Source organism: Rossellomorea vietnamensis (genome assembly GCF_025398035.1).
Taxonomy (GTDB): domain Bacteria; phylum Bacillota; class Bacilli; order Bacillales; family Bacillaceae_B; genus Rossellomorea; species Rossellomorea vietnamensis_B.
Genome location: NZ_CP104558.1, coordinates 2500902 through 2525093, shown reverse-complemented (window position 1 = coordinate 2525093; position 24192 = coordinate 2500902). Strand labels below are relative to the sequence as shown.

The window sequence follows — 24192 nt, the reverse complement described above, 5'->3', positions numbered from 1 at the left end:
AGAAGCAACGGAACATTGAACCTTGAAAACTGAACAAAACAAGACAATACGTCAACGTTAATTCTAGATTTATTTTTAAAGAGCTATTCAAACTTTTATCGGAGAGTTTGATCCTGGCTCAGGACGAACGCTGGCGGCGTGCCTAATACATGCAAGTCGAGCGGATTGATGGGAGCTTGCTCCCTGATATCAGCGGCGGACGGGTGAGTAACACGTGGGTAACCTGCCTGTAAGACTGGGATAACTCCGGGAAACCGGGGCTAATACCGGATAACTCATTTCCTCGCATGAGGAAATGTTGAAAGGTGGCTTCGGCTACCACTTACAGATGGACCCGCGGCGCATTAGCTAGTTGGTGAGGTAACGGCTCACCAAGGCAACGATGCGTAGCCGACCTGAGAGGGTGATCGGCCACACTGGGACTGAGACACGGCCCAGACTCCTACGGGAGGCAGCAGTAGGGAATCTTCCGCAATGGACGAAAGTCTGACGGAGCAACGCCGCGTGAGTGATGAAGGTTTTCGGATCGTAAAGCTCTGTTGTTAGGGAAGAACAAGTGCCGTTCAAATAGGGCGGCACCTTGACGGTACCTAACCAGAAAGCCACGGCTAACTACGTGCCAGCAGCCGCGGTAATACGTAGGTGGCAAGCGTTGTCCGGAATTATTGGGCGTAAAGCGCGCGCAGGTGGTTCCTTAAGTCTGATGTGAAAGCCCACGGCTCAACCGTGGAGGGTCATTGGAAACTGGGGGACTTGAGTGCAGAAGAGGAAAGTGGAATTCCAAGTGTAGCGGTGAAATGCGTAGATATTTGGAGGAACACCAGTGGCGAAGGCGACTTTCTGGTCTGTAACTGACACTGAGGCGCGAAAGCGTGGGGAGCAAACAGGATTAGATACCCTGGTAGTCCACGCCGTAAACGATGAGTGCTAAGTGTTAGGGGGTTTCCGCCCCTTAGTGCTGCAGCTAACGCATTAAGCACTCCGCCTGGGGAGTACGGTCGCAAGACTGAAACTCAAAGGAATTGACGGGGGCCCGCACAAGCGGTGGAGCATGTGGTTTAATTCGAAGCAACGCGAAGAACCTTACCAGGTCTTGACATCCTCTGACAACCCTAGAGATAGGGCTTTCCCCTTCGGGGGACAGAGTGACAGGTGGTGCATGGTTGTCGTCAGCTCGTGTCGTGAGATGTTGGGTTAAGTCCCGCAACGAGCGCAACCCTTGATCTTAGTTGCCAGCATTCAGTTGGGCACTCTAAGATGACTGCCGGTGACAAACCGGAGGAAGGTGGGGATGACGTCAAATCATCATGCCCCTTATGACCTGGGCTACACACGTGCTACAATGGACGGTACAAAGGGCAGCGAGACCGCGAGGTTTAGCCAATCCCATAAAACCGTTCTCAGTTCGGATTGTAGGCTGCAACTCGCCTACATGAAGCTGGAATCGCTAGTAATCGCGGATCAGCATGCCGCGGTGAATACGTTCCCGGGCCTTGTACACACCGCCCGTCACACCACGAGAGTTTGTAACACCCGAAGTCGGTGAGGTAACCTTTTGGAGCCAGCCGCCTAAGGTGGGACAGATGATTGGGGTGAAGTCGTAACAAGGTAGCCGTATCGGAAGGTGCGGCTGGATCACCTCCTTTCTAAGGAAGATTTACTAAAACGTTTGACAGTCGAAGTTTTGTTCAGTTTTGATGGTTTAATAAGGTTTTTTGCGTCAGCAAAATAACCATCCATCAGGGATTTTTGCGAAAGCAAAATATCCACCCAAAATGTCTCTTACGAGACAAATGATTGTTCTTTGAAAACTAGATAAAGATAAATTGATAGTCAAGAAATTACCGAGTATCGCCATTTTAGGTTTTAAACCTGATGTAACAACCAATTCGGTTAAGTTATGAAGGGCGCACGGTGGATGCCTTGGCACTAGGAGCCGACGAAGGACGGGACTAACACCGATATGCTTTGGGGAGCTGTAAGTGAGCTTTGATCCAGAGATTTCCGAATGGGGGAACCCATTGTTCGTAATGGAACAATATCCTTACTTGAATACATAGAGTATGGAAGGCAGACCCAGGGAACTGAAACATCTAAGTACCTGGAGGAAGAGAAAGCAATTGCGATTCCCTGAGTAGCGGCGAGCGAAACGGGATATAGCCCAAACCAAGAGGCTTGCCTCTTGGGGTTGTAGGACACTCTATACGGAGTTACAAAGGAATGGAGTAGACGAAGAAGTCTGGAAAGGCTCGTCAAAGAAGGTAACAACCCTGTAGTTGAAACTTCATTCCCTCTTGAGTGGATCCTGAGTACGGCGGGACACGTGAAATCCCGTCGGAAGCTGGGAGGACCATCTCCCAAGGCTAAATACTCCCTAGTGACCGATAGTGAACCAGTACCGTGAGGGAAAGGTGAAAAGCACCCCGGAAGGGGAGTGAAATAGAACCTGAAACCGTGTGCCTACAAGTAGTCAGAGCCCGTTAACGGGTGATGGCGTGCCTTTTGTAGAATGAACCGGCGAGTTACGATCCCATGCAAGGTTAAGTTGATAAGACGGAGCCGCAGCGAAAGCGAGTCTGAATAGGGCGAATTGAGTATGTGGTCGTAGACCCGAAACCAGGTGATCTACCCATGTCCAGGATGAAGTTCAGGTAACACTGAATGGAGGTCCGAACCCACGCACGTTGAAAAGTGCGGGGATGAGGTGTGGGTAGCGGAGAAATTCCAATCGAACTTGGAGATAGCTGGTTCTCTCCGAAATAGCTTTAGGGCTAGCCTCATGTGTAAGAGTCTTGGAGGTAGAGCACTGTTTGGACTAGGGGCCCTCATCGGGTTACCGAATTCAGACAAACTCCGAATGCCAAAGACTTATCCATGGGAGTCAGACTGCGAGTGATAAGATCCGTAGTCGAAAGGGAAACAGCCCAGACCACCAGCTAAGGTCCCAAAGTATACGTTAAGTGGAAAAGGATGTGGAGTTGCTTAGACAACCAGGATGTTGGCTTAGAAGCAGCCACCATTTAAAGAGTGCGTAATAGCTCACTGGTCGAGTGACTCTGCGCCGAAAATGTACCGGGGCTAAACGTATCACCGAAGCTGTGGATTGACACCTCTAGGTGTCAGTGGTAGGAGAGCGTTCTAAGGACTGCGAAGCTAGACCGTAAGGACTGGTGGAGTGCTTAGAAGTGAGAATGCCGGTATGAGTAGCGAAAGATGGGTGAGAATCCCATCCACCGAATGCCTAAGGTTTCCTGAGGAAGGCTCGTCCGCTCAGGGTTAGTCGGGACCTAAGTCGAGGCCGATAGGCGTAGACGATGGACAACAGGTTGATATTCCTGTACCACCTCTTTTCCGTTTGAGCAATGGGGGGACGCAGGAGGATAGGGTAAGCGCACTGCTGGATATGTGCGTCTAAGCAGTTAGGCTGATGATGAGGCAAATCCCATCATCGTGAAGGCTGAGCTGTGATAGCGAGCGAATTATAGTAGCGAAGTTCCTGATTCCACACTGCCAAGAAAAGCCTCTAGCGAGGAAAAAGGTGCCCGTACCGCAAACCGACACAGGTAGGCGAGGAGAGAATCCTAAGGTGAGCGAGAGAACTCTCGTTAAGGAACTCGGCAAAATGACCCCGTAACTTCGGGAGAAGGGGTGCTCTGGTAGGGTGCAAGCCCGAGAGAGCCGCAGTGAATAGGCCCAGGCGACTGTTTAGCAAAAACACAGGTCTCTGCGAAGCCGTAAGGCGAAGTATAGGGGCTGACGCCTGCCCGGTGCTGGAAGGTTAAGAGGAGTGCTTAGCGCAAGCGAAGGTGCGAATCGAAGCCCCAGTAAACGGCGGCCGTAACTATAACGGTCCTAAGGTAGCGAAATTCCTTGTCGGGTAAGTTCCGACCCGCACGAAAGGCGTAACGATCTGGGCACTGTCTCAACGAGAGACTCGGTGAAATTATAGTACCTGTGAAGATGCAGGTTACCCGCGACAGGACGGAAAGACCCCGTGGAGCTTTACTGTAGCCTGATATTGAATTTTGGTACAGCTTGTACAGGATAGGTAGGAGCCTTGGAAACCGGAGCGCCAGCTTCGGTGGAGGCATCGGTGGGATACTACCCTGGCTGTATTGAAATTCTAACCCGCGCCCCTTATCGGGGTGGGAGACAGTGTCAGGTGGGCAGTTTGACTGGGGCGGTCGCCTCCTAAAGAGTAACGGAGGCGCCCAAAGGTTCCCTCAGAATGGTTGGAAATCATTCGCAGAGTGTAAAGGCACAAGGGAGCTTGACTGCGAGACCTACAAGTCGAGCAGGGACGAAAGTCGGGCTTAGTGATCCGGTGGTTCCGCATGGAAGGGCCATCGCTCAACGGATAAAAGCTACCCCGGGGATAACAGGCTTATCTCCCCCAAGAGTCCACATCGACGGGGAGGTTTGGCACCTCGATGTCGGCTCATCGCATCCTGGGGCTGTAGTCGGTCCCAAGGGTTGGGCTGTTCGCCCATTAAAGCGGTACGCGAGCTGGGTTCAGAACGTCGTGAGACAGTTCGGTCCCTATCCGTCGTGGGCGCAGGAAATTTGAGAGGAGCTGTCCTTAGTACGAGAGGACCGGGATGGACGCACCGCTGGTGTACCAGTTGTCTTGCCAAAGGCATCGCTGGGTAGCTATGTGCGGAAGGGATAAGTGCTGAAAGCATCTAAGCATGAAGCCCCCCTCAAGATGAGATTTCCCATCACGTAAGTGAGTAAGATCCCTAGAAGATGACTAGGTAGATAGGTCAGAGATGGAAGCATGGCGACATGTGGAGTTGACTGATACTAATCGATCGAGGACTTAACCACAAAGAGTCATATTTATATGACCAACAATTGGTCGATATTCGGCTTTCTTGACATCAATCCTTTATCTAGTTTTGAAGGAACAACCCTTCAATTGAATATTCGTCTGGTGATAATGGCGAAGAGGTCACACCCGTTCCCATGCCGAACACGGAAGTTAAGCTCTTCAGCGCCGATGGTAGTTGGGGGATCTCCCCCTGTGAGAGTAGGACGTCGCCAGGCAAATAGGGAAAAGAGTAGCTCTTAGGAGTTGCTCTTTTTTTGTTTTAATTAAATTGTTCGAAGAACATAAGTGTTTTATCCGATTTCTCCTCGACCGCAGTGCGAGGGTAGGGAGGAGCAAGAAGGTCGAGGACGCGAGGGAGTGAAGACCTTCGTTCAGGTTCCCACACGAGGATCTGAACGAGTGAAGCGGACGAAGAGATTCGCCGCTCATCACTAGCCGCAGCCTTCAGTGACGATGGTAGTTGGGGGATCTCCCCCTGTGAGAGTAGGACGTCGCCAGGCAAATAGGGAAAAGAGTAGCTCTTAGGAGTTGCTCTTTTTTTGGTTCTTGTTCAAAGAACATAGGGAAAGATACGCTGTTTTAAGAACGAAGGGGCTGCCTGTTGACGAAGAAGGGAATGGGTGATGGATGAGTGTACAGCTAAGGACGGTGTAAAGAATATTCGACAACTTGGCACGATTATTTGAAATGTCGCATGATAAATCACAACCTCGCATGAAAGCCCCAAATCCAGCACGATAATCATCAATCCGGCATGATTCCCAACAAAACCCGCATGATTGTTCTTTCTAAGAAGAACTAAACAAAAATTCTCCAACTAATCTGTCCCAGGATCCCCATCTAAGATTTCATTCTCAGCTGAAATAGCCAATCTACACTTAAAAAACTAATCAAAAACCTGAAGAGGGGTTATTTTAGGGATCGAACATACACCCACCCCATGTTTCAATCCGCCCAAAACAGGAAACACACGTAATAAGACCTCGGATTTTCTAGAAATTGTCATAGAGTAATCACATGAATTTTTCATGAAGTGGTTCATATTATGAATTTTTTCTAGTAAAATAGAAACTTAATTTGAGCATACTACAGGTAGTAGTGGAGAGAGGAGCATCTTGGTGTTAGACAATAGCTTTGTGATGGTAGCGATCATCTTAATTATCAATGTTGTATACGTATCTTTCTTTACGATCAGGATGATTTTGACGTTAAAGGGTTACCGATATATTGCTGCATTTGTAAGTACATTTGAAGTAGTGATTTACGTGGTGGGCCTTGGGCTTGTACTGGACAATCTGAATGAGATTCAGAACTTGATTGCGTATGCGGTCGGGTATGGTCTTGGTGTGATTGTAGGGATGAAGATCGAGGAGAAGCTGGCTCTTGGATATATCACGGTGAATGTGATTACGAAGGAGTATGATAAGTCACTTCCGAACGAGCTTCGTTCGCGGGGATACGGGGTGACGAACTGGGAAGCGAATGGTCTTGAGGGGAACCGGATGGCCCTGCAGATCCTGACTCCGAGAAAGTATGAGATGAAGCTGTATGATACAATTAAGGAGCTGGATCCGAAAGCATTCATCATTGCCTATGAACCGAAAGCGATTCACGGAGGGTTCTGGGTGAAGGCGGTGCGAAATATACGTAAAGGAAAATTAAAAGAATGAGTAAAAAGAAATTATTATTTGAAGTACAGGAAAACGAGACGATTGCAGACTGCCTGGATCGTATGAAGGAAATGGGCTATATGCCGGTAAGACGGATGGAAAAGCCCGTGTTTGAAGAGCAGAAAGAAGGTAACAAAACGGAATATGTCCCTATTAGACAGACAATTGTCTTTGAAGGGAAGAAGATGGAAGAGTAAACGCTTCAAATCCGAACAATAATTTTCAGACTTTTAGTATCGTTCGATTATTCGTTGACAGAGTCTTCATATCACGTTATGATGGAGACAAATAAACCGAATACCCTCATATAATAATGGGAATATGGCCCATGAGTCTCTACCTGACTACCGTAAATGGTCGGACTATGAGGGAAAGTAGATGTCTGGATGCAGATCTCAAGGTGAGGACCTTACTCTGATATAAGGGACCATTCTCTGTAAAATACCCAGATCAATTGCTTTCTCTCGAGTGTAGAGAACAATTGATCTGGGTATTTTTCTTTGAAAAGGGACTAAGGTAAACTACGGGAGGTGCCTGTCACCATTATGATTTCAGTGATCATGGGAAGTACATCGGACTGGGAAACAATGAAGCATGCGTGTGAGGTATTGGAGGAGCTTGAGATTCCATTTGAGAAACGTGTTGTATCGGCTCACAGGACGCCTGATTATATGTTTGAATTTGCGGAAGGTGCCAGGGACCGGGGAGTGAAAGTCATTATTGCAGGTGCAGGCGGGGCTGCCCATTTGCCGGGCATGGTGGCTGCGAAGACCACATTGCCTGTAATCGGTGTACCGGTTCAGTCTAAGGCACTGAACGGAATGGATTCACTGTTGTCGATCGTGCAGATGCCAGGGGGCGTCCCGGTTGCGACGGTGGCGATCGGGAAAGCGGGGGCAACCAATGCAGGACTCCTTGCTGCACAGATCCTTTCGATTGGAAATGAAGAGTTGGCGAAAACGTTGGAAAATAGAAGAAGTGCACTACGGGAAAAAGTGATGGAAAGTAGTGATGACCTTGAATAAGAAGACGATTTTACCAGGACAGACAATCGGGATCATCGGCGGCGGACAGCTTGGCCGGATGATGGCACTGGATGCGAAAGCAAGAGGCTTTCGCGTGGCGGTATTAGATCCTTCTCCGCACTCACCATGTGCACAGGTGGCGGATTATGTGATCACGGCAGGCTTTGACCAGTATGATGCTCTATATAGACTGGCGGAAGAGTGCGATGTGATTACATACGAATTTGAAAATATCGACTATGAAGCGCTGAAATGGCTGTCGGAACGTGCTTATTTACCTCAAGGGGCTGAATTGATCCGCATCACTCAGGACCGGATCATGGAGAAGGAAGCCCTTACGCTGGCGGGGGTGGAAGTCGCTCCTTATGCTGTGATTAAACAACAAAAGGACATCTATGATAATATAGAAAAGCTTGGCTATCCAGTGGTTTTAAAAACGACGAGGGGCGGTTATGACGGAAAGGGACAGTATGTGATCCGGGAAGCGGGCGATATAGATGAAGCCGCTGCTTTATTGGAAAACGGTCCGTGTGTGTTAGAGAAGTGGATTCCTTTTGAAAAAGAGTTATCCGTGATTGTGACACGTAATCCCGACGGACAGCAGACGAACTTTCCGGTAGTGGAGAACATTCATGTGGATAACATCTTACATGAAACAATCGCACCGGCAAGGGTGAGCGAAGTAACAGCAGAGAAAGCGATCGGGATGGCGACGAGAATCAGTGAGACACTTGACCTTGTAGGGACACTTGCCATAGAAATGTTCCTGACGGCAGACGGGGATATTTATATCAACGAACTGGCTCCAAGGCCACATAACTCCGGCCATTACTCGATTGAAGCATGTGATTTCTCCCAATTCGCCCAGCACGTCAAAGCGGTTTGCAACTGGCCGCTTGTTCAACCGACCTTATTAAAGAACGCTGTGATGGTTAATCTATTAGGAGAGCATATCGAGCCTATTATGAAGGCTGTTCCAAAGCACCCTGACTGGTTTATCCATCTGTACGGCAAGGATGTACCGAAGCCGAAGCGGAAAATGGGGCATGTCACGATCTTAACGAATGATATGGATGAGACATTGTCGAACATAAACGAAGCAGGGATTTGGAAGGTGCAAGAAAAGATCGGAGGACGACTGGTATGATAGAACGTTATACACGCCCTGAAATGGGAGCAATTTGGACAGAGGAAAATCGTTTTCAAGCATGGCTTGAAGTAGAAATCCTTGCTTGTGAAGCATGGGCTGAGATCGGGGACATTCCAAAAGAGGATGTTGCGAAGATCCGTGAAAACGCTGGATTCAATGTAGATCGCATCAAGGAAATTGAAGAAGAAACGCGACACGATGTTGTAGCTTTCACTAGAGCAGTTTCTGAAACCCTCGGAGAAGAAAGAAAATGGGTCCATTATGGATTGACTTCTACTGACGTAGTGGATACGGCCCTTTCGTATCAATTGAAGCAGGCCAACGACATCATTCTAAAAGACTTGGAACGGTTCGTTGAAATCTTAAAGAACAAAGCGATCGAGCATAAGCATACGGTCATGATGGGACGTACGCACGGTGTTCACGCTGAGCCGACTACATTCGGTCTGAAGCTTGCCCTTTGGTATGAAGAGATGAAGCGTAATGTGGAACGATTCAAGGCAGCGGCTGATGGAGTGGAATTCGGTAAGATTTCCGGTGCTGTTGGAACGTATGCAAATATCGATCCTTTCGTGGAGTCTTACGTGTGTGAAAAACTTGGCATCACGCCAGCACCGGTTTCCACACAAACCCTTCAGCGTGATCGCCACGCTCATTACATGGGGACACTTGCACTGATTGCGACGTCCATCGAGAAGTTTTCTGTAGAGGTCCGCGGATTGCAGAAGAGTGAAACACGCGAAGTGGAAGAGTTCTTCGCTAAGGGTCAAAAGGGATCGTCAGCGATGCCGCATAAGCGTAACCCGATCGGTTCTGAAAACATGACCGGGATGGCACGCGTGATCAGAGGATACATGCTGACAGCGTATGAGAACGTGCCGCTGTGGCATGAGCGTGATATCTCTCACTCATCTGCAGAGCGTGTGATCCTTCCGGATGCGACGATCGCCCTTAATTACATGCTGAACCGTTTCGGAAACATCATCAAGAACTTGACGGTCTTCCCGGAGAATATGCAGCGTAATATGGATCGCACACTTGGCTTGATCTACTCTCAACGTGTTCTTTTGGCCCTTATCGATAAAGGGATGACTCGTGAAGAGGCGTATGATACGGTTCAGCCGAAAGCAATGGAGGCGTGGGAGAAGCAAGTGGCATTCCGTTCTCTTATCGAGGAGGATGCAACCATCACGTCCAAGCTGTCGCCGGCTGACATTGATGACTGCTTCGATTACAACTATCACTTAAAACATGTAGATACAATTTTTGAACGTTGCGGCTTGGTATAAGTCCTTCTGACAAATGAATAAGGCAGGGGTTTTTAACGGAATCCCTTCCTTTTTTTATGAAAATATAGACTGAAGATTGGCAATTTTCAATGAACAGGGGGATTTCATATGGAAAAAGGAACGCTTTTATATGAAGGAAAAGCTAAGCAGATCTTCGAAACGAACGATGAAGACGTTGTCTGGATTCAGTATAAGAATTCTGCCACTGCTTTCAATGGGGAGAAGAAAGCGGATATCGACGGCAAAGGGGTTTTAAATAATAAGATTTCAAGCTTGCTATTTTCAAAGCTTGCTGAAAAAGGGATACAGAGTCACTTTATTAAACAGATTTCAGAGGATGAGCAGCTGGTCAAACGTGTAAGGATCATTCCACTTGAAGTCGTGGTCCGGAACGTGATTGCAGGAAGTCTGTCAAAACGGATTGGAAAAGAAGAGGGGACACCCATTCAAAAGCCGATCATCGAATTTTACTATAAAGACGATGCCCTTGGAGATCCACTGATCACCGATGATCATATTGATTTCCTGGAGATCGCTACACGGGAAGAACGTGCCGAGATCAGAGAGATGGCACTCGGTGTGAATGAAGTTCTTCAAGGGATTTTCAAGGAAGCGGGAGTCACGCTTGTCGACTTCAAATTAGAGTTTGGGAAAGATCGAAATGGGACGATTCTATTAGGGGATGAAATCTCACCCGACACATGCCGTCTGTGGGACGCCGAAACGAATCAGAAACTAGATAAAGATGTTTTCAGAAGAGATATTGGGAGTTTAACAGAAGTATACTCAATCATTTTAGAACGCTTAGGAGGAAACAAACTATGTACAAAGTAAAGGTTTATATCACATTAAGAGAAAGTGTATTAGATCCTCAAGGAAGTGTTGTGAAACAGGCGCTGCATTCAATGGAATTCAAAAGTGTTGAAGATGTGCGCGTCGGGAAGTATATGGAGTTGACTCTTCCATCATCTGTTGAAAACGTGGAAGCGACGGTTGAAGAGATGTGTCACCGACTGCTTGCCAACCCTGTCATCGAGGATTACCGATATGAAATCGAGGAGAGTGTCGCTCAATGAAGTTTGCAGTAATTGTATTCCCAGGCTCTAACTGTGACATCGATATGTACCATGCGATCAAGGATGAAATCGGTGAAGAAGTGGACTACGTTTGGCACGATGCTGATAATCTGGAAAACTATGATGCGATTCTATTACCAGGGGGATTCTCGTACGGGGATTACCTTCGTTCAGGAGCGATTGCCCGTTTTTCGAACGTGATGAAAGAAGTGGTGAAAGCGGCGGAGCAAGGAAAGCCGGTTCTGGGTGTGTGCAACGGATTTCAGGTTTTACTGGAAACAGGTTTATTACCAGGGGCTATGCGCCGGAATGACAGCTTGAAGTTCATTTGTAAGACAGTGCCGTTAACCGTCGAGAACAATGAGACGATGTTCACGAATGGCTATGAAAAAAATGATGTGATCCAAATTCCGATCGCCCACGGTGAAGGAAACTACTTCTGTGATGAAGAGACGATGATCACACTTAAGGAAAACAATCAAATTGTCTTCACGTATACGGATGAAAATCCGAACGGGAGCGTTGAGAATATTGCAGGAATCACTAATGAAGCAGGAAATGTTCTTGGAATGATGCCTCATCCGGAGCGCGCCATGGACACTTTACTAGGTAGTGAAGACGGGAAGAAACTATTTCAATCGATTGTGAAACACTGGAGGGAAAAACATGTCGTTAATGCTTGAACCAACTTCAACAAGAGTGAAAGAAGAGCAGCTTTATCGTGAAATGGGTTTAACAGACGAAGAATTTTCAATGGTGGAAAACATCCTCGGAAGAACGCCCAACTACACAGAGACCGGTCTTTTCTCTGTAATGTGGTCAGAGCATTGCAGCTATAAAAATTCGAAGCCTGTACTGATGAAATTCCCAACGACAGGTGAACGCGTTCTTCAAGGACCTGGAGAAGGAGCTGGGATTGTTGATATTGGCGATGATCAAGCAGTGGTGTTCAAAATCGAGAGTCACAACCATCCTTCGGCAATCGAGCCTTATCAAGGAGCGGCAACGGGCGTCGGGGGTATTATACGAGACGTATTCTCGATGGGGGCAAGACCTGTCGCACTCCTCAACTCTTTACGCTTTGGAGAGTTGGATTCTCCTCGTGTTCAGTATCTATTTAAAGAAGTCGTAGCCGGAATTGCAGGATATGGGAACTGTATCGGGATCCCGACGGTCGGCGGGGAAGTTCAATTTGATGCCTCTTACGAAGGAAACCCCCTTGTAAACGCCATGTGTGTCGGATTGATCGACCATAAGGATATTAAAAAGGGTCAGGCCCATGGTGTCGGGAATACCGTCATGTATGTCGGGGCGAAAACAGGTCGTGACGGCATTCACGGAGCCACCTTTGCATCCGAGGAATTAAATGAAGGATCGGAAGAGAAGCGTCCGGCTGTTCAAGTGGGCGATCCATTCATGGAGAAATTATTACTTGAAGCGTGTCTGGAGCTTGTTCAGAACGATGCCCTTGTCGGCATTCAGGATATGGGAGCAGCCGGTCTTACAAGTTCATCAGCTGAAATGGCAAGTAAAGCGGGATCCGGAATCGAAATGGATCTTGATCTTGTACCGCAGCGTGAAAGAGGCATGACGGCATATGAAATGATGCTGTCGGAATCACAGGAACGCATGCTGATCGTCGTGGAAAAAGGTCGCGAGCAAGAGATTGTCGATCTTTTTTCTAAATATGACTTAGAAGCGGTTTCCATCGGAAAGGTAACGGACGATAAACGCCTCCGTCTTCTTCACAAGGGTGAGGTTGTGGCAGATGTGCCGGTGGATGCCCTTGCTGAAGAGGCACCTGTTTATCACAAGCCTTCTCAGGAAGCGGCATACTATAAAGAGTTTCAAGCAATGGAAACACCTGCTCCAAAGGTTGAAGATTACAAAGATACGCTTAAAGCATTGTTACAGCAGCCTACGATCGCAAGCAAAGAGTGGGTATATGATCAATATGATCATCAGGTGAGAACGAGCACGGTTGTGAGCCCGGGTTCTGATGCAGCCGTTGTACGGGTACGCGGCACGAGAAAAGCCCTTGCCATGACAACTGACTGTAATTCCCGTTATTTATACCTGGATCCGGAAGTTGGAGGGAAGATTGCGGTAGCAGAGGCCGCTCGTAATATCGTATGTTCAGGAGCGATCCCACTTGCGATCACCGACTGCCTGAATTTCGGAAATCCTGAGAAACCGGAAATCTTCTGGCAGATCGAGAAGTCCGTTGAAGGAATGAGTGAGGCGTGCCGAGAGCTGTCGACTCCAGTCATCGGTGGAAATGTTTCTTTATACAATGAATCCATGGGGACAGCCGTTTATCCCACACCTGTTGTAGGAATGGTTGGTTTGATTGAGGATATCGACCATATTACGACTCAAAGCTTCAAGGAAGCCGGGGACTCCATTTATGTCATCGGTGAAACACGTGAAGAGTTTGGTGGAAGTGAGCTTCAGAAGCTGACAGAAGGGAAAATCTTTGGTCAGGCACCGACGATCAATTTACAGACGGAGCTACGCCGCCAAATGCAGCTGCTGGAAGCGATTCAGAAAGGTCTTGTGGCATCTGCCCATGATATCTCTGAAGGTGGTTTCGCCGTCGCCCTTGCAGAATCCACTTTTGGAACAAAAGGATTGGGAGCAAACGTCCACGTTTCAGGAGAAAGCAATGTGGCTGACCTTTTCAGTGAAACTCAATCTCGGTTCATCGTTACAGTCAAATCGGAAAACCAGAATGAGTTTGAGAAGCTCGTTCCGGATGCGAAGGTCATTGGGGACGTGACAGACCTTGGAGCCATCAAGGTGTCATCGGCAAATGGGGACACCATTTTAGAAGCGTCCGTTGAAGAATTGGAGTCAGCTTGGAAAGGAGCGATCCCATGCCTGCTGAAATCAAAGGTTTAAACGAAGAATGTGGCGTATTCGGGATATGGGGACATCCCAATGCCGCACAAATTACGTATTACGGGCTCCATAGCCTGCAGCATAGGGGACAAGAGGGAACAGGGATCGTCGTTTCTGACGGCGACAAGTTACGCTGCCTAAAAGGGGAAGGCCTCGTAACGGAAGTGTTCCAGGAAGGCACCATCGAGAAGCTTGAAGGCGATTCGGCCATCGGTCATGTGCGCTATGCGACCGCCGGGGGTGGAGGCTACGAGAATGTTCAGCCCCTCCTTTTTAACTCGCAGAATGGCAGCCTGGCTCTTGCCCATAATGGGAATCTCGTCAATGCGAACGCCTTGAAGCATCAGCTTGAAGGACAGGGGAGTATTTTTCAAACAAGCTCGGATACAGAAGTGCTGGCTCATTTAATCAAGCGAAGCGGTTATTTCAACTTGAAGGACCGCGTGAAAAATGCGCTGACCATGTTGAAAGGTGCCTATGCCTTTGTCGTCATGACAGAAACAGAGATGATGGTAGCGCTTGATCCACACGGTCTTCGTCCATTATCTCTCGGTAAGCTTGGGGATGCTTACTGTGTTGCGTCTGAGACATGTGCCTTTGATATCGTAGGCGCTGAATTTGTACGGGATATCGAGCCGGGGGAGCTTGTGATCATCAATGATGAGGGATTGACCTCAGAACGGTTTAGTTTTTCAGGCGGTAATGCGATGTGTACGATGGAATACGTATACTTCTCACGACCGGACAGCAACATCCAGGGCATCAACGTCCATTCCGCGAGAAAGCGGATGGGGATGGAACTGGCGAATGAAGCACCGATTAAAGCGGATGTTGTCACAGGTGTGCCGGATTCGAGCATTTCAAGTGCCATCGGCTATGCGGAAGCTTCAGGCATTCCGTATGAAATGGGACTCATCAAGAATCGTTATGTTGGACGTACGTTCATTCAGCCTTCACAATCCCTTCGCGAGCAGGGTGTGAAGATGAAGCTTTCTCCTGTAAGAGGGGTGGTAGAGGGGAAACGCGTCGTCATGGTGGATGATTCCATCGTCCGGGGAACGACGTCTAAGAGGATCGTCACCATGCTGAAGGAAGCGGGAGCGAAGGAAGTTCACGTGTGCATCAGCTCACCGCCAATCAAGAATCCTTGCTTCTACGGCATTGATACATCTACTCATGAAGAACTGATCGCGTCTTCGAATTCAGTGGAGGAAATGCGCCAGATCATCGGAGCAGACTCGCTGACATTCTTGAGCCCGGAAGGTGTGATCAAAGCCATCGGCCGTGAGGATTCATCAGAGAACCGAGGTCAATGCATGGCTTGCTTTACAGGGAAGTATCCAACGGAAATCTACCCGGATACACTTCATCCACATGAAAAAGAGTTAGTGAAATAGGGGGAATCATGATGGCAAATGCGTATCGTCAGGCAGGAGTAGATATCGAAGCGGGATACGAATCCGTCGACCGGATCAAGAAACATGTGAAGCGAACGGCCCGTGAAGGCGTTTTGGGTCAATTGGGAAGCTTCGGAGGAATGTTCGATTTATCTTCCTTGAACTTGAGTGAGCCCGTGCTCGTCTCGGGTACAGATGGAGTCGGAACGAAGCTGAAGCTTGCCTTCATGGCAGACAAACACGATACGATCGGGATCGATTGTGTGGCCATGTGTGTGAATGACATTGTCGTCCAGGGAGCGGAGCCACTGTATTTCTTAGATTATATAGCGACCGGGAAAGCACTCCCGGAGAAGATAGAAGGTATTGTAAAGGGTATTGCGGACGGATGTGAAACAGCGGGCTGTGCGCTGATCGGCGGAGAGACTGCCGAGATGCCGGGTATGTATTCAGATGAAGAATATGATATCGCCGGCTTCGCTGTAGGGGCCTGTGAAAAAAAAGAGATCATCACAGGCGAGAAAATTTCTGAAGGAAATGTGTTAGTAGGACTGGGCTCCAGTGGTATACACAGTAATGGGTACTCCTTAGTGCGAAAAGTATTCTTCGAAGATCAGTCGTTTTCTTTGGAAGAATCACTCCCTGAAATCGGGACCACACTAAAGGAAGCATTGCTTGCACCGACGAAGATTTACGTGAAACCGGTACTGGCGGCGCTGAAACGATTCTCCATCAAGGGGATGTCCCATATCACCGGCGGAGGCTTCATTGAGAATATTCCGCGGATGCTTCCAGAGGGATTGCGAGCTGAAATCACAGAAGGCAGCTGGGATATTCCCACAATCTTCACTGCCCTTGAGCACTATGGGGACATCCCCCGGAGTGAAATGTACAACATTTTCAACATGGGGATTGGATTTGTGTTAGCAGTAGAAGAAAGTGAAGCGGAAGACATCCTTCAATTTTTCAACGAACAGGGTGAAGACGCCTTTATCATGGGACGTGTGACGAAAGGAACAGGGGTACGCTTCGTTCGTTAAATGAAGGGTGAGCATGTCAATAACGGGGGCGAGTCATGAGACAGATTGCCATTTTTGCATCAGGAAGCGGAAGTAATTTTCAAAGCTTGGTAGATGCGGTCCAAAGTGGAACCCTTAAGGCGAATATCAGGCTTCTTGTATGTGACCAGCCGGGCGCGTTTGTCATACACCGTGCCCAAACAGCAGGAATACCGACGTTCGTCTTTCGGGCAAAGGACTATGAGAACAAGCAGACATTCGAACAGGAAATCCTGAATGAGCTTGCTCATTTGGGTGTTGATTTTATTGTACTGGCAGGATATATGAGATTAATTGGTCCAACGCTCCTTGAAAGCTTCGGTGGAAGGATCGTCAATATCCATCCTTCACTCCTTCCTTCTTTTCCAGGGAAAGACGCCATCGGACAAGCCATCGAAGGCGGAGTGAAAATCACCGGCGTCACGATCCATTTCGTAGACGCAGGAATGGACACAGGAGAAATCATCGCACAGGAAATCGTCCGTGTCACAACAGGTGAAACCAGGCAGTCACTGCAGGACAAAATCCAGCATGTCGAACATCACCTCTACCCAACCACCCTGAACCATCTCTTCCTCACCACCGGTCACTAGAGATGGGGAAGGATGGTTGCTTTATCTTGGTAGTGTGGTAAAGTGATGAGGGACGGACCTTGGGTTTGAAAATAATGAATTAATTTCAGCAAAACAGCAGGCAGAGGAGGATCAGACATTGAAAAAGAGAGCATTGATCAGTGTTTCAGATAAAAGTGGTGTCATCGAATTCGCAAAGGAATTGAAGACATTGGGATACGATATCATTTCGACTGGAGGAACGAAGAAGCTCCTATTGGAAAATGACGTAGACGTCATGGGAGTGGAAGAGGTAACAGGATTCCCGGAAATTTTGGAAGGTCGTGTAAAAACCCTTCATCCCAATATCCACGGTGGACTACTTGCTAAACGCGGGGAAGAAAGTCACCTCAGGCAGATGGAGGAACAAGGGATCGAAGGGATCGACCTCGTATGTGTCAACCTTTATCCGTTCCAGCAAACCATCGCAAAGCCGAATGTCAGTGTAGAAGAAGCGATCGAGAACATCGATATCGGTGGTCCGACGATGCTTCGTGCGGCTGCTAAGAATCATCAATATGTAACGGTTGTAGTCGATGCGTTGGACTATGATGAAATCATTGCAGAATTAAAGCTTCATGGTGAACCCTCATTGGAAAAACGTCGCAAGTTAGCCGCCAAGGTATTCCGCCATACGGCAGCTTACGATTCATTCATTGCTGAATACATGACAGACGTCTCAGGTGAAGAGAATCCTGAACGCTTTACAAGAACGTATGAATTAAAGCAAACGCTCCGTTATGGAGAAAACCCTCATCAACAAGCTTCGTTCTACCGTGCGCCGCTCGGCTCTGAATTTTCAGTGGCCATGGCAAGGCAGCTTCACGGGAAAGAGCTTTCCTATAATAATATCAATGATGCCAATGCAGCCCTTCAAATTGTAAAAGAGTTCACGGAACCGGCGGCTGTTGCAGTGAAGCATATGAACCCGTGTGGTGTAGGTGTTGGTTCTACGATCAATGAGGCCTTCTCGAAAGCCTATGAAGCAGATTCCACATCCATTTTTGGAGGGATTGTCGCGTTGAATCGTATGGTGGATGAAGACACAGCGAAGCAGCTTCATGAAATCTTCCTGGAAATCGTCATCGCGCCGGCTTTCAGTGATGAAGCCTTTGAAATCCTTTCTGGCAAGAAGAATATCCGATTATTGACGGTTCCATTTGAAACCACAAACAAAATCGAGCGGAAGTTAACGACGGTTGAAGGTGGATTGCTTGTTCAAGCGGATGACACGTTCACCCTTGACGATGCAGATTTGAGAGTCGTGACCAAGCGTGAACCGACGGAAGCGGAATGGGACGCTATGAAGCTCGGCTGGAAAGTCGTGAAGCATGTGAAGTCCAACGCAATTGTTGTCACAGATGCTCATATGACAGTTGGAGTCGGTGCGGGACAGATGAACCGCGTAGGCGCTGCAAACATCGCGCTCGAGCAAGCCGGTGTGAAAGCCAAAGGAGCCGCCATGGCATCTGACGCATTCTTCCCTATGGACGACACCGTAGAAGCCGCTGCCAAAGCTGGCATCACCGCCATCATCCAACCTGGAGGCTCCATCCGTGACGAAGACTCCATCAAAAAAGCAGACCAATACGGCATTACCATGGTCATGACAGGCATCCGCCACTTCAAACATTAATGGGAGGGACGGACCTCGGGTTGTGACCGATACTCCAATGAAACAAACTGTACAAACCTTATGATTAAAGGACTTTCAAGATTCTTAACTGGTTCAGGGGAAGAGAAATGAGGGGCGGACCTTCATTCTATTTCTCTTTCCAGTGCGAATCCTTTTCAATTCATCCATTTCACATATAAACCTCTCCTCATCTGCACCACAGGAGAGGTTTTCTTTAAAGGGGGCTTTTTCAAGATGAAAGTATTAGTCATCGGACGTGGCGGCCGCGAGCATGCCATATGCAAGAAGTTAGCGGAAAGTGAAAGTGTGACTGAAGTGTTCTGTGCGCCCGGTAATGCAGGGATTGAGAGCATTGCAACAAACCTCCCGTACACTGAATCCGACGTGAGTGAACTGATTGATTTTGCCAAGAAAGCAGACATAGCGTATACGTTTGTCGGTCCTGAAAATCCGTTGCTTGAGGGAATCGTCAACCGCTTCCAGGAAGAAGGCCTGCACATATTCGGACCGACCAAAGAAGCGGCCATCATCGAAGGAAGCAAATCGTTCTCGAAAGAATTAATGAAAAAGTACAATATCCCGACGGCATCGTATGAAGTGTTCACAAGCGTGGAGAATGCGATTGAATATGTGAAGGAAGCAGGTGCGCCGATTGTCGTGAAGGCTGATGGACTTGCGGCAGGCAAGGGTGTAGTCGTTGCGGAAACAGAGGAAGAGGCCATCCGCGCATTAGAAGAAATGCTTCTGGATGAAAAGTTCGGGGATGCCTCCTCGAAAGTGGTGGTGGAAGAATGCTTGTTTGGAGAAGAGTTTTCACTTATGGCTTTTGTAAGGGGCGAGTCGGTATATCCAATGGTGATCGCACAGGATCATAAGCGCGCCTATGATGGTGATCAAGGTCCGAATACGGGCGGTATGGGTGCGTATTCCCCGGTTCCGCATATTTCGGAAGAGGTTGTACAAGAAGCGATTTCCACGGTCCTCTACCCTACTGCTCAAGCGATGGTGAAAGAGGATCGTTCATTTACCGGGATTTTATATGCCGGGCTTATGTTGACAAGCGAGGGCCCGAAAGTGATCGAATTCAACGCACGATTTGGTGATCCTGAAACGCAGGTAGTACTGCCGCGTCTGACTTCTGATTTCGCTCTCGTCGTGAAGAACATCATCGAAGGAAAGCCTGTCGATTTGGAATGGTCAGATGACGCGGTCCTTGGCGTGGTGCTGGCAGCAGAAGGGTATCCGGGTGCCTATGAGAAAGGGATCCCACTGCCTGATCTTGAAAAGTCGATGGATGATAAAACACTCGTTTATCATGCAGGAACTGAATTAACAGAAGACGGTTCCCTTGTTTCAAATGGAGGAAGAGTGTTACTGGTCGCTTCCTCTGCTCCCACTGTAGAAAAAGCGCAAACAGCCGTTTATAAAGAATTAGCTAAAGCAGAGTGCAAAGGCTTGTTCTATAGAAGGGATATCGGCCGGAAAGCTATCGAACACGTCTCTTCCTAGATTTACGGACATACACATAGGCAATGGCGACGATGCCGCCGATCAACGAAAACAGAACATACGACATATCGGTTAAATATTCCCAGAACAATACAAACAACTCCTTTATCAATAGAGATACAAGATTGCCGAGGAATGTCCAAATTAGAGGGACGGACCTCGGCAATCTTGCTGTTTCACGGATTTATAGTCAATCAAAATCCCGCCGTTACGGCGTTTTAAGTGTATCGTAAGCCTTCCAGACCCCTAAGAATGAAGGTCCGTCCCTCTAAAATCGTTCCCTTTAGAACCACCCAGCGCTTCCTGGACTTCCTGGTTGGTGAGTTCTTCTGGGTTGAAGTTGGATTCTTTCTTGGTGTGTTTCAGCGGGTCTTGGTTGTGTTCGTGAGTTTGCTCGTGATGCTGCCCGTTGTCCGTGTGATCCTTCTTGTCGGATTTCAGCATGTCTTTAAAGTTCATCATATCCTTTGCTTTAAATCCTCCGAAACCGCCGTTCTTGCCTTCTCCATCTCCACCTTTTTCAAACAGGGCCGTGACAGGGCAATAACGCAGGATTCCTTCTCCGACTTTCATGGCGCCGATTACGGCCATGACAAGATAGGAGTCTCTCCATGGACGTCTTGCAAGCTTTGATGTACTCCACGCTAAAATGGTGAATCCAACGGTGATGCGGATCAGGGCATTGATGATCCCGATGTTTGATGATACTTTCATTTGTAAATTCCTCCTTAATCGAAAATTCACATAATTGTTGTAAACCTTTAATGCGTTAAATAGTAAAATATGTTAACATAAATTGAAACTCAAACTAATACCATTCCACTAGAGGAGTGTTCACATTGGAACAGCGCTACAGATGGAAGAACAAACAACTGCGAGAACATGTACAAGTACTGAACGGAGAATTGTCTCCCAGTCTTCTTTTAAAAAATGCAACATACCTTCACTCGACGTTAAAGAAATGGGTGCAGGGACATATTTGGATTTACGGGGACAGGATTGTCTATACTGGTGACCAGCTCCCTGAAAACCTTGAGCAATGCGAAGTGATGGACTGCGAATCACAGTACCTCGTTCCCGGATATATCGAACCGCATGTACACCCGTTTCAGCTTTATAATCCCCAATCTTTTTCCAAGTATGCATCCCAAACCGGTACAACGACATTCGTCAATGATAACCTGATGATGTTTTTACAATTGGAAAAAAAGAAAGCGTTTACTTTATTGAGGGAGTTCAGCAAAATGCCTGTCACAATGTACTGGTGGACGCGTTTTGACTCTCAAACCGAGATGGTAGATGAAGAGGTTACGTTCTCAAATGGGGAAGTGAAATCGTGGCTCGAACATGATTCCGTCCTTCAGGGCGGGGAACTGACCGCATGGCCGCGGCTCCTTGAAGGAGATGACCTGATTCTTCACTGGATGCAGGAAACCAAACGGATGAGGAAAATTGTGGAAGGGCATCTTCCAGGGGCTTCCGACAAGACGATCGCCAAGCTTCGTTTATTGGGCATTGACGGCGATCATGAAGCCATGACGGGTGAGGATGTATACAAGCGCCTGATTCAAGGACTGACGGTCACACTGCGTCATTCCTCGATCCGACCGGATTTACCGGCTCTGTTAGACGGACTGAAAGAAAAAGGCATCGATTCATACGATTCCCTTCTTTTTACCACAGATGGATCGACACCGGGATTTTATGAACAAGGTGTCCTGGATTTCATGATCAAGATGGCCATCGACAAGGGCGTACCTCCAATCGAAGCCTATAATATGGCAAGTTACAACGTTGCCAATTATTACAATATCACCCATCTGCACGGGATGATCGCCACTGGCCGGGTCGCAAACATTAATTTTCTCCGGTCAAAAGATGATCCGACTCCGGTCTCCGTGCTTTCCAAAGGTACCTGGGTCCGTAAAAACGGTGAACAGATGGAAGATTCCACCGAAATCAATTGGGGACCAAGCGGATTCACCCCGTTATCCCTTGATTGGGAAGTGGGGTATGACGATCTCCAATTCTCCATGCCGTTCGGGATCGAAATGGTGAATGATGTCATCACCAAGCCTTATTCCATCTCCATCAATCCATCAGAGGAATTGCTTGATTCCGATCATGACCAATCATTCCTCATGCTGTTGGACCGGAATGGCAAGTGGAGGATCAGCACCATGATCAAAGGATTCTCTAAAGGTGTGATGGGGTTTGCATCGTCTTACTCCAATACAGGGGACATTATCCTGATTGGAAAAAGTAAGCCTGATTTGATTGCGGCTTTCAACAGGATGAAAGAAATCGGTGGCGGGATCGTTCTTGCAGAGAACGGTGAAATCCTGCACGAGATTCCACTGCCATTAAGCGGATTGCTTTCAGAGAAGGAAATGCCGGAGCTGATTGAGGAAGAGAAAACACTTAAAGGCTTGTTGAAAGAGAGGGGCTACCGCTTCTCTGATCCGATTTATACATTGCTGTTCCTTCAGTCCACTCATCTGCCTTATATAAGGATGACACAAAAGGGAATCTATGATGTAATGAAGAAAACGGTACTCTTTCCAACAATAATGCGTTAAAATAGTAAAGTAAATAGGGGTGTCAAAAACATGCTGAAAAGAGCTTTGATTATTGCGTTAAGCTCGTTCGCACTTGTCGCATGTAGTTCAGATAAAGAGATAAAGAAAGAATCTGATAAAGAAGCCGCAACTCCAGTGGTGAAGGAAGAGACAGGCGTAGAAACAGAAGAAATGAATCAGTATCCTTTAACCGGGATGGCTGAAAAGGAAGAATCAATGAACCGGGCGGTCGCCGTGATGGTGAATAACCATCCGAAGGCAAGGCCCCAATCCGGACTGTCGAAAGCGGATATTGTGTATGAAGTGTTGGCCGAGGGGGATATCACCCGTTTCTTAGCCATTTTCCAAAGCAGGATGCCGAAAGAAATCGGCCCTGTCCGAAGTGCCAGAGATTACTATATAGAGCTTGCAAAAGGGTATGACAGTCTCTATGTCGCTCACGGATACAGTCCTGAGGCGAAAGAAATGCTGACCAACGGTTTTATCGATGACCTTAACGGAATCCAATATGACGGGACGTTATTCAAGCGGGCAAGCTTCCGGAAAGCCCCTCATAATTCTTATATCACATATGAACATATCAAAGAGGGAGCGGAAAAGAACGGCTTTGACATGGAGCGACCGCCTGATGCACTGAATTTCAGTGATAAAGGGAAAAGTAATGGGGAAGCTGCAAATTCCGTGATGATTTCATACAATCATAATCCCCTGTTTAATGCTGTGTATGATTTTAATGATAAAGAAGGCCGATACGAGCGTTTTTCAAATGGGGAGCAGACCATCGACTATAAGTCGAAAGATCCCGTCCTGATCGAAAATCTTTTCATCGTAGAAGCTCCACATAAGATTGTCGATGACAAAGGACGCCGGGATATTGACCTCAAATCGGGTGGGAATGCATACTTGATACAGGAAGGGAAGCTCCGGAAGCTTCAATGGAAGAATGTGAATGGCCGGATCCTTCCTTATGAAAAGAATAAACCTGTGAGCCTGCGAAAGGGCTCGACGTGGATCAATGTCATTCCAAGCTCTCCGGGGCTCGCGGGTTCGGTATCCTACCAAGAATAGAAGGAAAAAGGAGTCTTTTTAATGCAAATAAATAAACTACGAGGCAAGGAGCTGGATCAGTTATTCAACGCTGTTCTTTCCCTGCAAAATCTTGAAGAATGTTATCGTTTCTTTGATGACCTTTGTACGATCAACGAAATTCAATCTCTTGCCCAGCGCCTTGAAGTCGCACGTATGCTTCAGGACGGGAAGACGTATCACAAGATTGAAACTGAAACAGGTGCAAGTACGGCAACGATTTCCCGTGTGAAGCGCTGCTTGAACTATGGAAATGATGCCTATCAGTTAGTATTGGATCGTGTACATCAAGAAGAAAAATAAGAAAAGGGCCGCTGTCTATGACGAGCGGTCTTTGTTTTTGTCCAAAGGAGATCGTTCTTCCCTCTGCTTAT

The 24192-nt window shown here is 47.7% G+C and carries 19 protein-coding genes, 3 rRNA genes and 1 riboswitch; of the genes, 20 read left to right on the top strand and 2 right to left on the bottom strand.

What is annotated here, in order from left to right; all coding sequences use genetic code 11:
* The first annotated feature begins 95 nt into the window (after positions 1–95).
* From N5C46_RS12950 to purD, 17 genes are all read left to right on the top strand, one after another.
* Positions 96–1646: ribosomal RNA gene (locus tag N5C46_RS12950) — 16S ribosomal RNA — on the top strand.
* A 245-nt stretch (positions 1647–1891) separates the two neighbouring features.
* Positions 1892–4827 (top strand): 23S ribosomal RNA (locus tag N5C46_RS12945).
* Between the two features lie 102 nt (positions 4828–4929).
* Positions 4930–5046: ribosomal RNA gene (gene rrf, locus N5C46_RS12940) — 5S ribosomal RNA — on the top strand.
* The 16S, 23S and 5S rRNA genes sit together here, the layout of an rRNA operon.
* 903 nt (positions 5047–5949) lie before the next feature.
* Positions 5950–6501, top strand: coding sequence for a DUF2179 domain-containing protein (locus tag N5C46_RS12935; RefSeq protein ID WP_261748999.1), 552 nt, complete (start codon positions 5950–5952; stop codon positions 6499–6501).
* Positions 6498–6698 (top strand): NETI motif-containing protein, encoded by a 201-nt coding sequence (locus N5C46_RS12930; protein ID WP_261748998.1) that lies wholly within the window; start codon positions 6498–6500, stop codon positions 6696–6698. Before N5C46_RS12935 ends, N5C46_RS12930 begins: the two co-directional genes overlap by 4 nt.
* Before the next feature lie 86 nt (positions 6699–6784).
* Positions 6785–6886: riboswitch (purine riboswitch) on the top strand.
* A gap of 160 nt (positions 6887–7046) precedes the next feature.
* A complete protein-coding gene (gene purE, locus N5C46_RS12925) occupies positions 7047–7526 on the top strand; it encodes a 5-(carboxyamino)imidazole ribonucleotide mutase (RefSeq protein ID WP_261748997.1) in 480 nt (159 codons plus the stop codon).
* Positions 7513–8673: a 5-(carboxyamino)imidazole ribonucleotide synthase gene (purK, locus tag N5C46_RS12920; protein ID WP_261748996.1), complete on the top strand. Its 1161-nt coding sequence runs from the start codon at positions 7513–7515 to the stop codon at positions 8671–8673. The genes purE and purK overlap by 14 nt, the downstream gene beginning before the upstream one ends.
* Positions 8670–9965 carry an adenylosuccinate lyase gene (gene purB / locus N5C46_RS12915; RefSeq protein WP_261748995.1) on the top strand — a complete coding sequence of 432 codons (1296 nt, stop codon included), beginning with the start codon at positions 8670–8672 and terminating at the stop codon, positions 9963–9965. Before purK ends, purB begins: the two co-directional genes overlap by 4 nt.
* Positions 9966–10073: 108 nt before the next feature.
* Positions 10074–10799 carry a phosphoribosylaminoimidazolesuccinocarboxamide synthase gene (gene purC / locus N5C46_RS12910; RefSeq protein WP_261748994.1) on the top strand — a complete coding sequence of 242 codons (726 nt, stop codon included), beginning with the start codon at positions 10074–10076 and terminating at the stop codon, positions 10797–10799.
* A complete protein-coding gene (gene purS / locus N5C46_RS12905) occupies positions 10787–11041 on the top strand; it encodes a phosphoribosylformylglycinamidine synthase subunit PurS (protein WP_034760827.1) in 255 nt (84 codons plus the stop codon). Before purC ends, purS begins: the two co-directional genes overlap by 13 nt.
* Complete coding sequence (gene purQ, locus N5C46_RS12900) at positions 11038–11724, top strand: phosphoribosylformylglycinamidine synthase subunit PurQ (protein ID WP_159361075.1); 687 nt, start codon at positions 11038–11040, stop codon at positions 11722–11724. The genes purS and purQ overlap by 4 nt, the downstream gene beginning before the upstream one ends.
* A complete protein-coding gene (purL, locus tag N5C46_RS12895; protein WP_261748993.1) occupies positions 11708–13942 on the top strand; it encodes a phosphoribosylformylglycinamidine synthase subunit PurL in 2235 nt (744 codons plus the stop codon). Before purQ ends, purL begins: the two co-directional genes overlap by 17 nt.
* Complete coding sequence (gene purF, locus N5C46_RS12890; RefSeq protein WP_261748992.1) at positions 13918–15339, top strand: amidophosphoribosyltransferase; 1422 nt, start codon at positions 13918–13920, stop codon at positions 15337–15339. The genes purL and purF overlap by 25 nt, the downstream gene beginning before the upstream one ends.
* Positions 15340–15350: 11 nt before the next feature.
* A complete protein-coding gene (gene purM, locus N5C46_RS12885) occupies positions 15351–16379 on the top strand; it encodes a phosphoribosylformylglycinamidine cyclo-ligase (RefSeq protein ID WP_261748991.1) in 1029 nt (342 codons plus the stop codon).
* Positions 16380–16414: 35 nt separating this feature from the next.
* Positions 16415–16990 (top strand): phosphoribosylglycinamide formyltransferase, encoded by a 576-nt coding sequence (gene purN / locus N5C46_RS12880; protein ID WP_261748990.1) that lies wholly within the window; start codon positions 16415–16417, stop codon positions 16988–16990.
* A 118-nt stretch (positions 16991–17108) separates the two neighbouring features.
* Positions 17109–18644 (top strand): bifunctional phosphoribosylaminoimidazolecarboxamide formyltransferase/IMP cyclohydrolase, encoded by a 1536-nt coding sequence (purH, locus tag N5C46_RS12875; RefSeq protein ID WP_261748989.1) that lies wholly within the window; start codon positions 17109–17111, stop codon positions 18642–18644.
* A 234-nt stretch (positions 18645–18878) separates the two neighbouring features.
* A complete protein-coding gene (gene purD / locus N5C46_RS12870; RefSeq protein ID WP_261748988.1) occupies positions 18879–20153 on the top strand; it encodes a phosphoribosylamine--glycine ligase in 1275 nt (424 codons plus the stop codon).
* Here the strand turns inward: purD and N5C46_RS23270 are convergent.
* Positions 20131–20244, bottom strand: coding sequence for an EYxxD motif small membrane protein (locus N5C46_RS23270; RefSeq protein ID WP_324295670.1), 114 nt, complete (start codon positions 20242–20244; stop codon positions 20131–20133). The two genes, purD and N5C46_RS23270, sit on opposite strands and share 23 nt — an antisense overlap.
* 155 nt (positions 20245–20399) lie before the next feature.
* Positions 20400–20867, bottom strand: a complete 468-nt coding sequence (locus N5C46_RS23265) for a YgaP family membrane protein (protein ID WP_336275489.1) — start codon at positions 20865–20867, stop codon at positions 20400–20402.
* A gap of 125 nt (positions 20868–20992) precedes the next feature.
* Here N5C46_RS23265 and N5C46_RS12860 point away from each other — a divergent pair, with 125 nt between their 5' ends.
* The 3 genes from N5C46_RS12860 to N5C46_RS12850 are packed head-to-tail and all read left to right on the top strand — an operon-like array spanning position 20993 to position 24121.
* Complete coding sequence (locus N5C46_RS12860) at positions 20993–22732, top strand: adenine deaminase C-terminal domain-containing protein (protein WP_261748987.1); 1740 nt, start codon at positions 20993–20995, stop codon at positions 22730–22732.
* A 30-nt stretch (positions 22733–22762) separates the two neighbouring features.
* Positions 22763–23800 carry a DUF3048 domain-containing protein gene (locus tag N5C46_RS12855; RefSeq protein ID WP_261748986.1) on the top strand — a complete coding sequence of 346 codons (1038 nt, stop codon included), beginning with the start codon at positions 22763–22765 and terminating at the stop codon, positions 23798–23800.
* 21 nt (positions 23801–23821) lie between these two features.
* Positions 23822–24121 (top strand): YerC/YecD family TrpR-related protein, encoded by a 300-nt coding sequence (locus N5C46_RS12850; RefSeq protein ID WP_224941839.1) that lies wholly within the window; start codon positions 23822–23824, stop codon positions 24119–24121.
* The last annotated feature ends 71 nt before the right edge of the window (positions 24122–24192 follow it).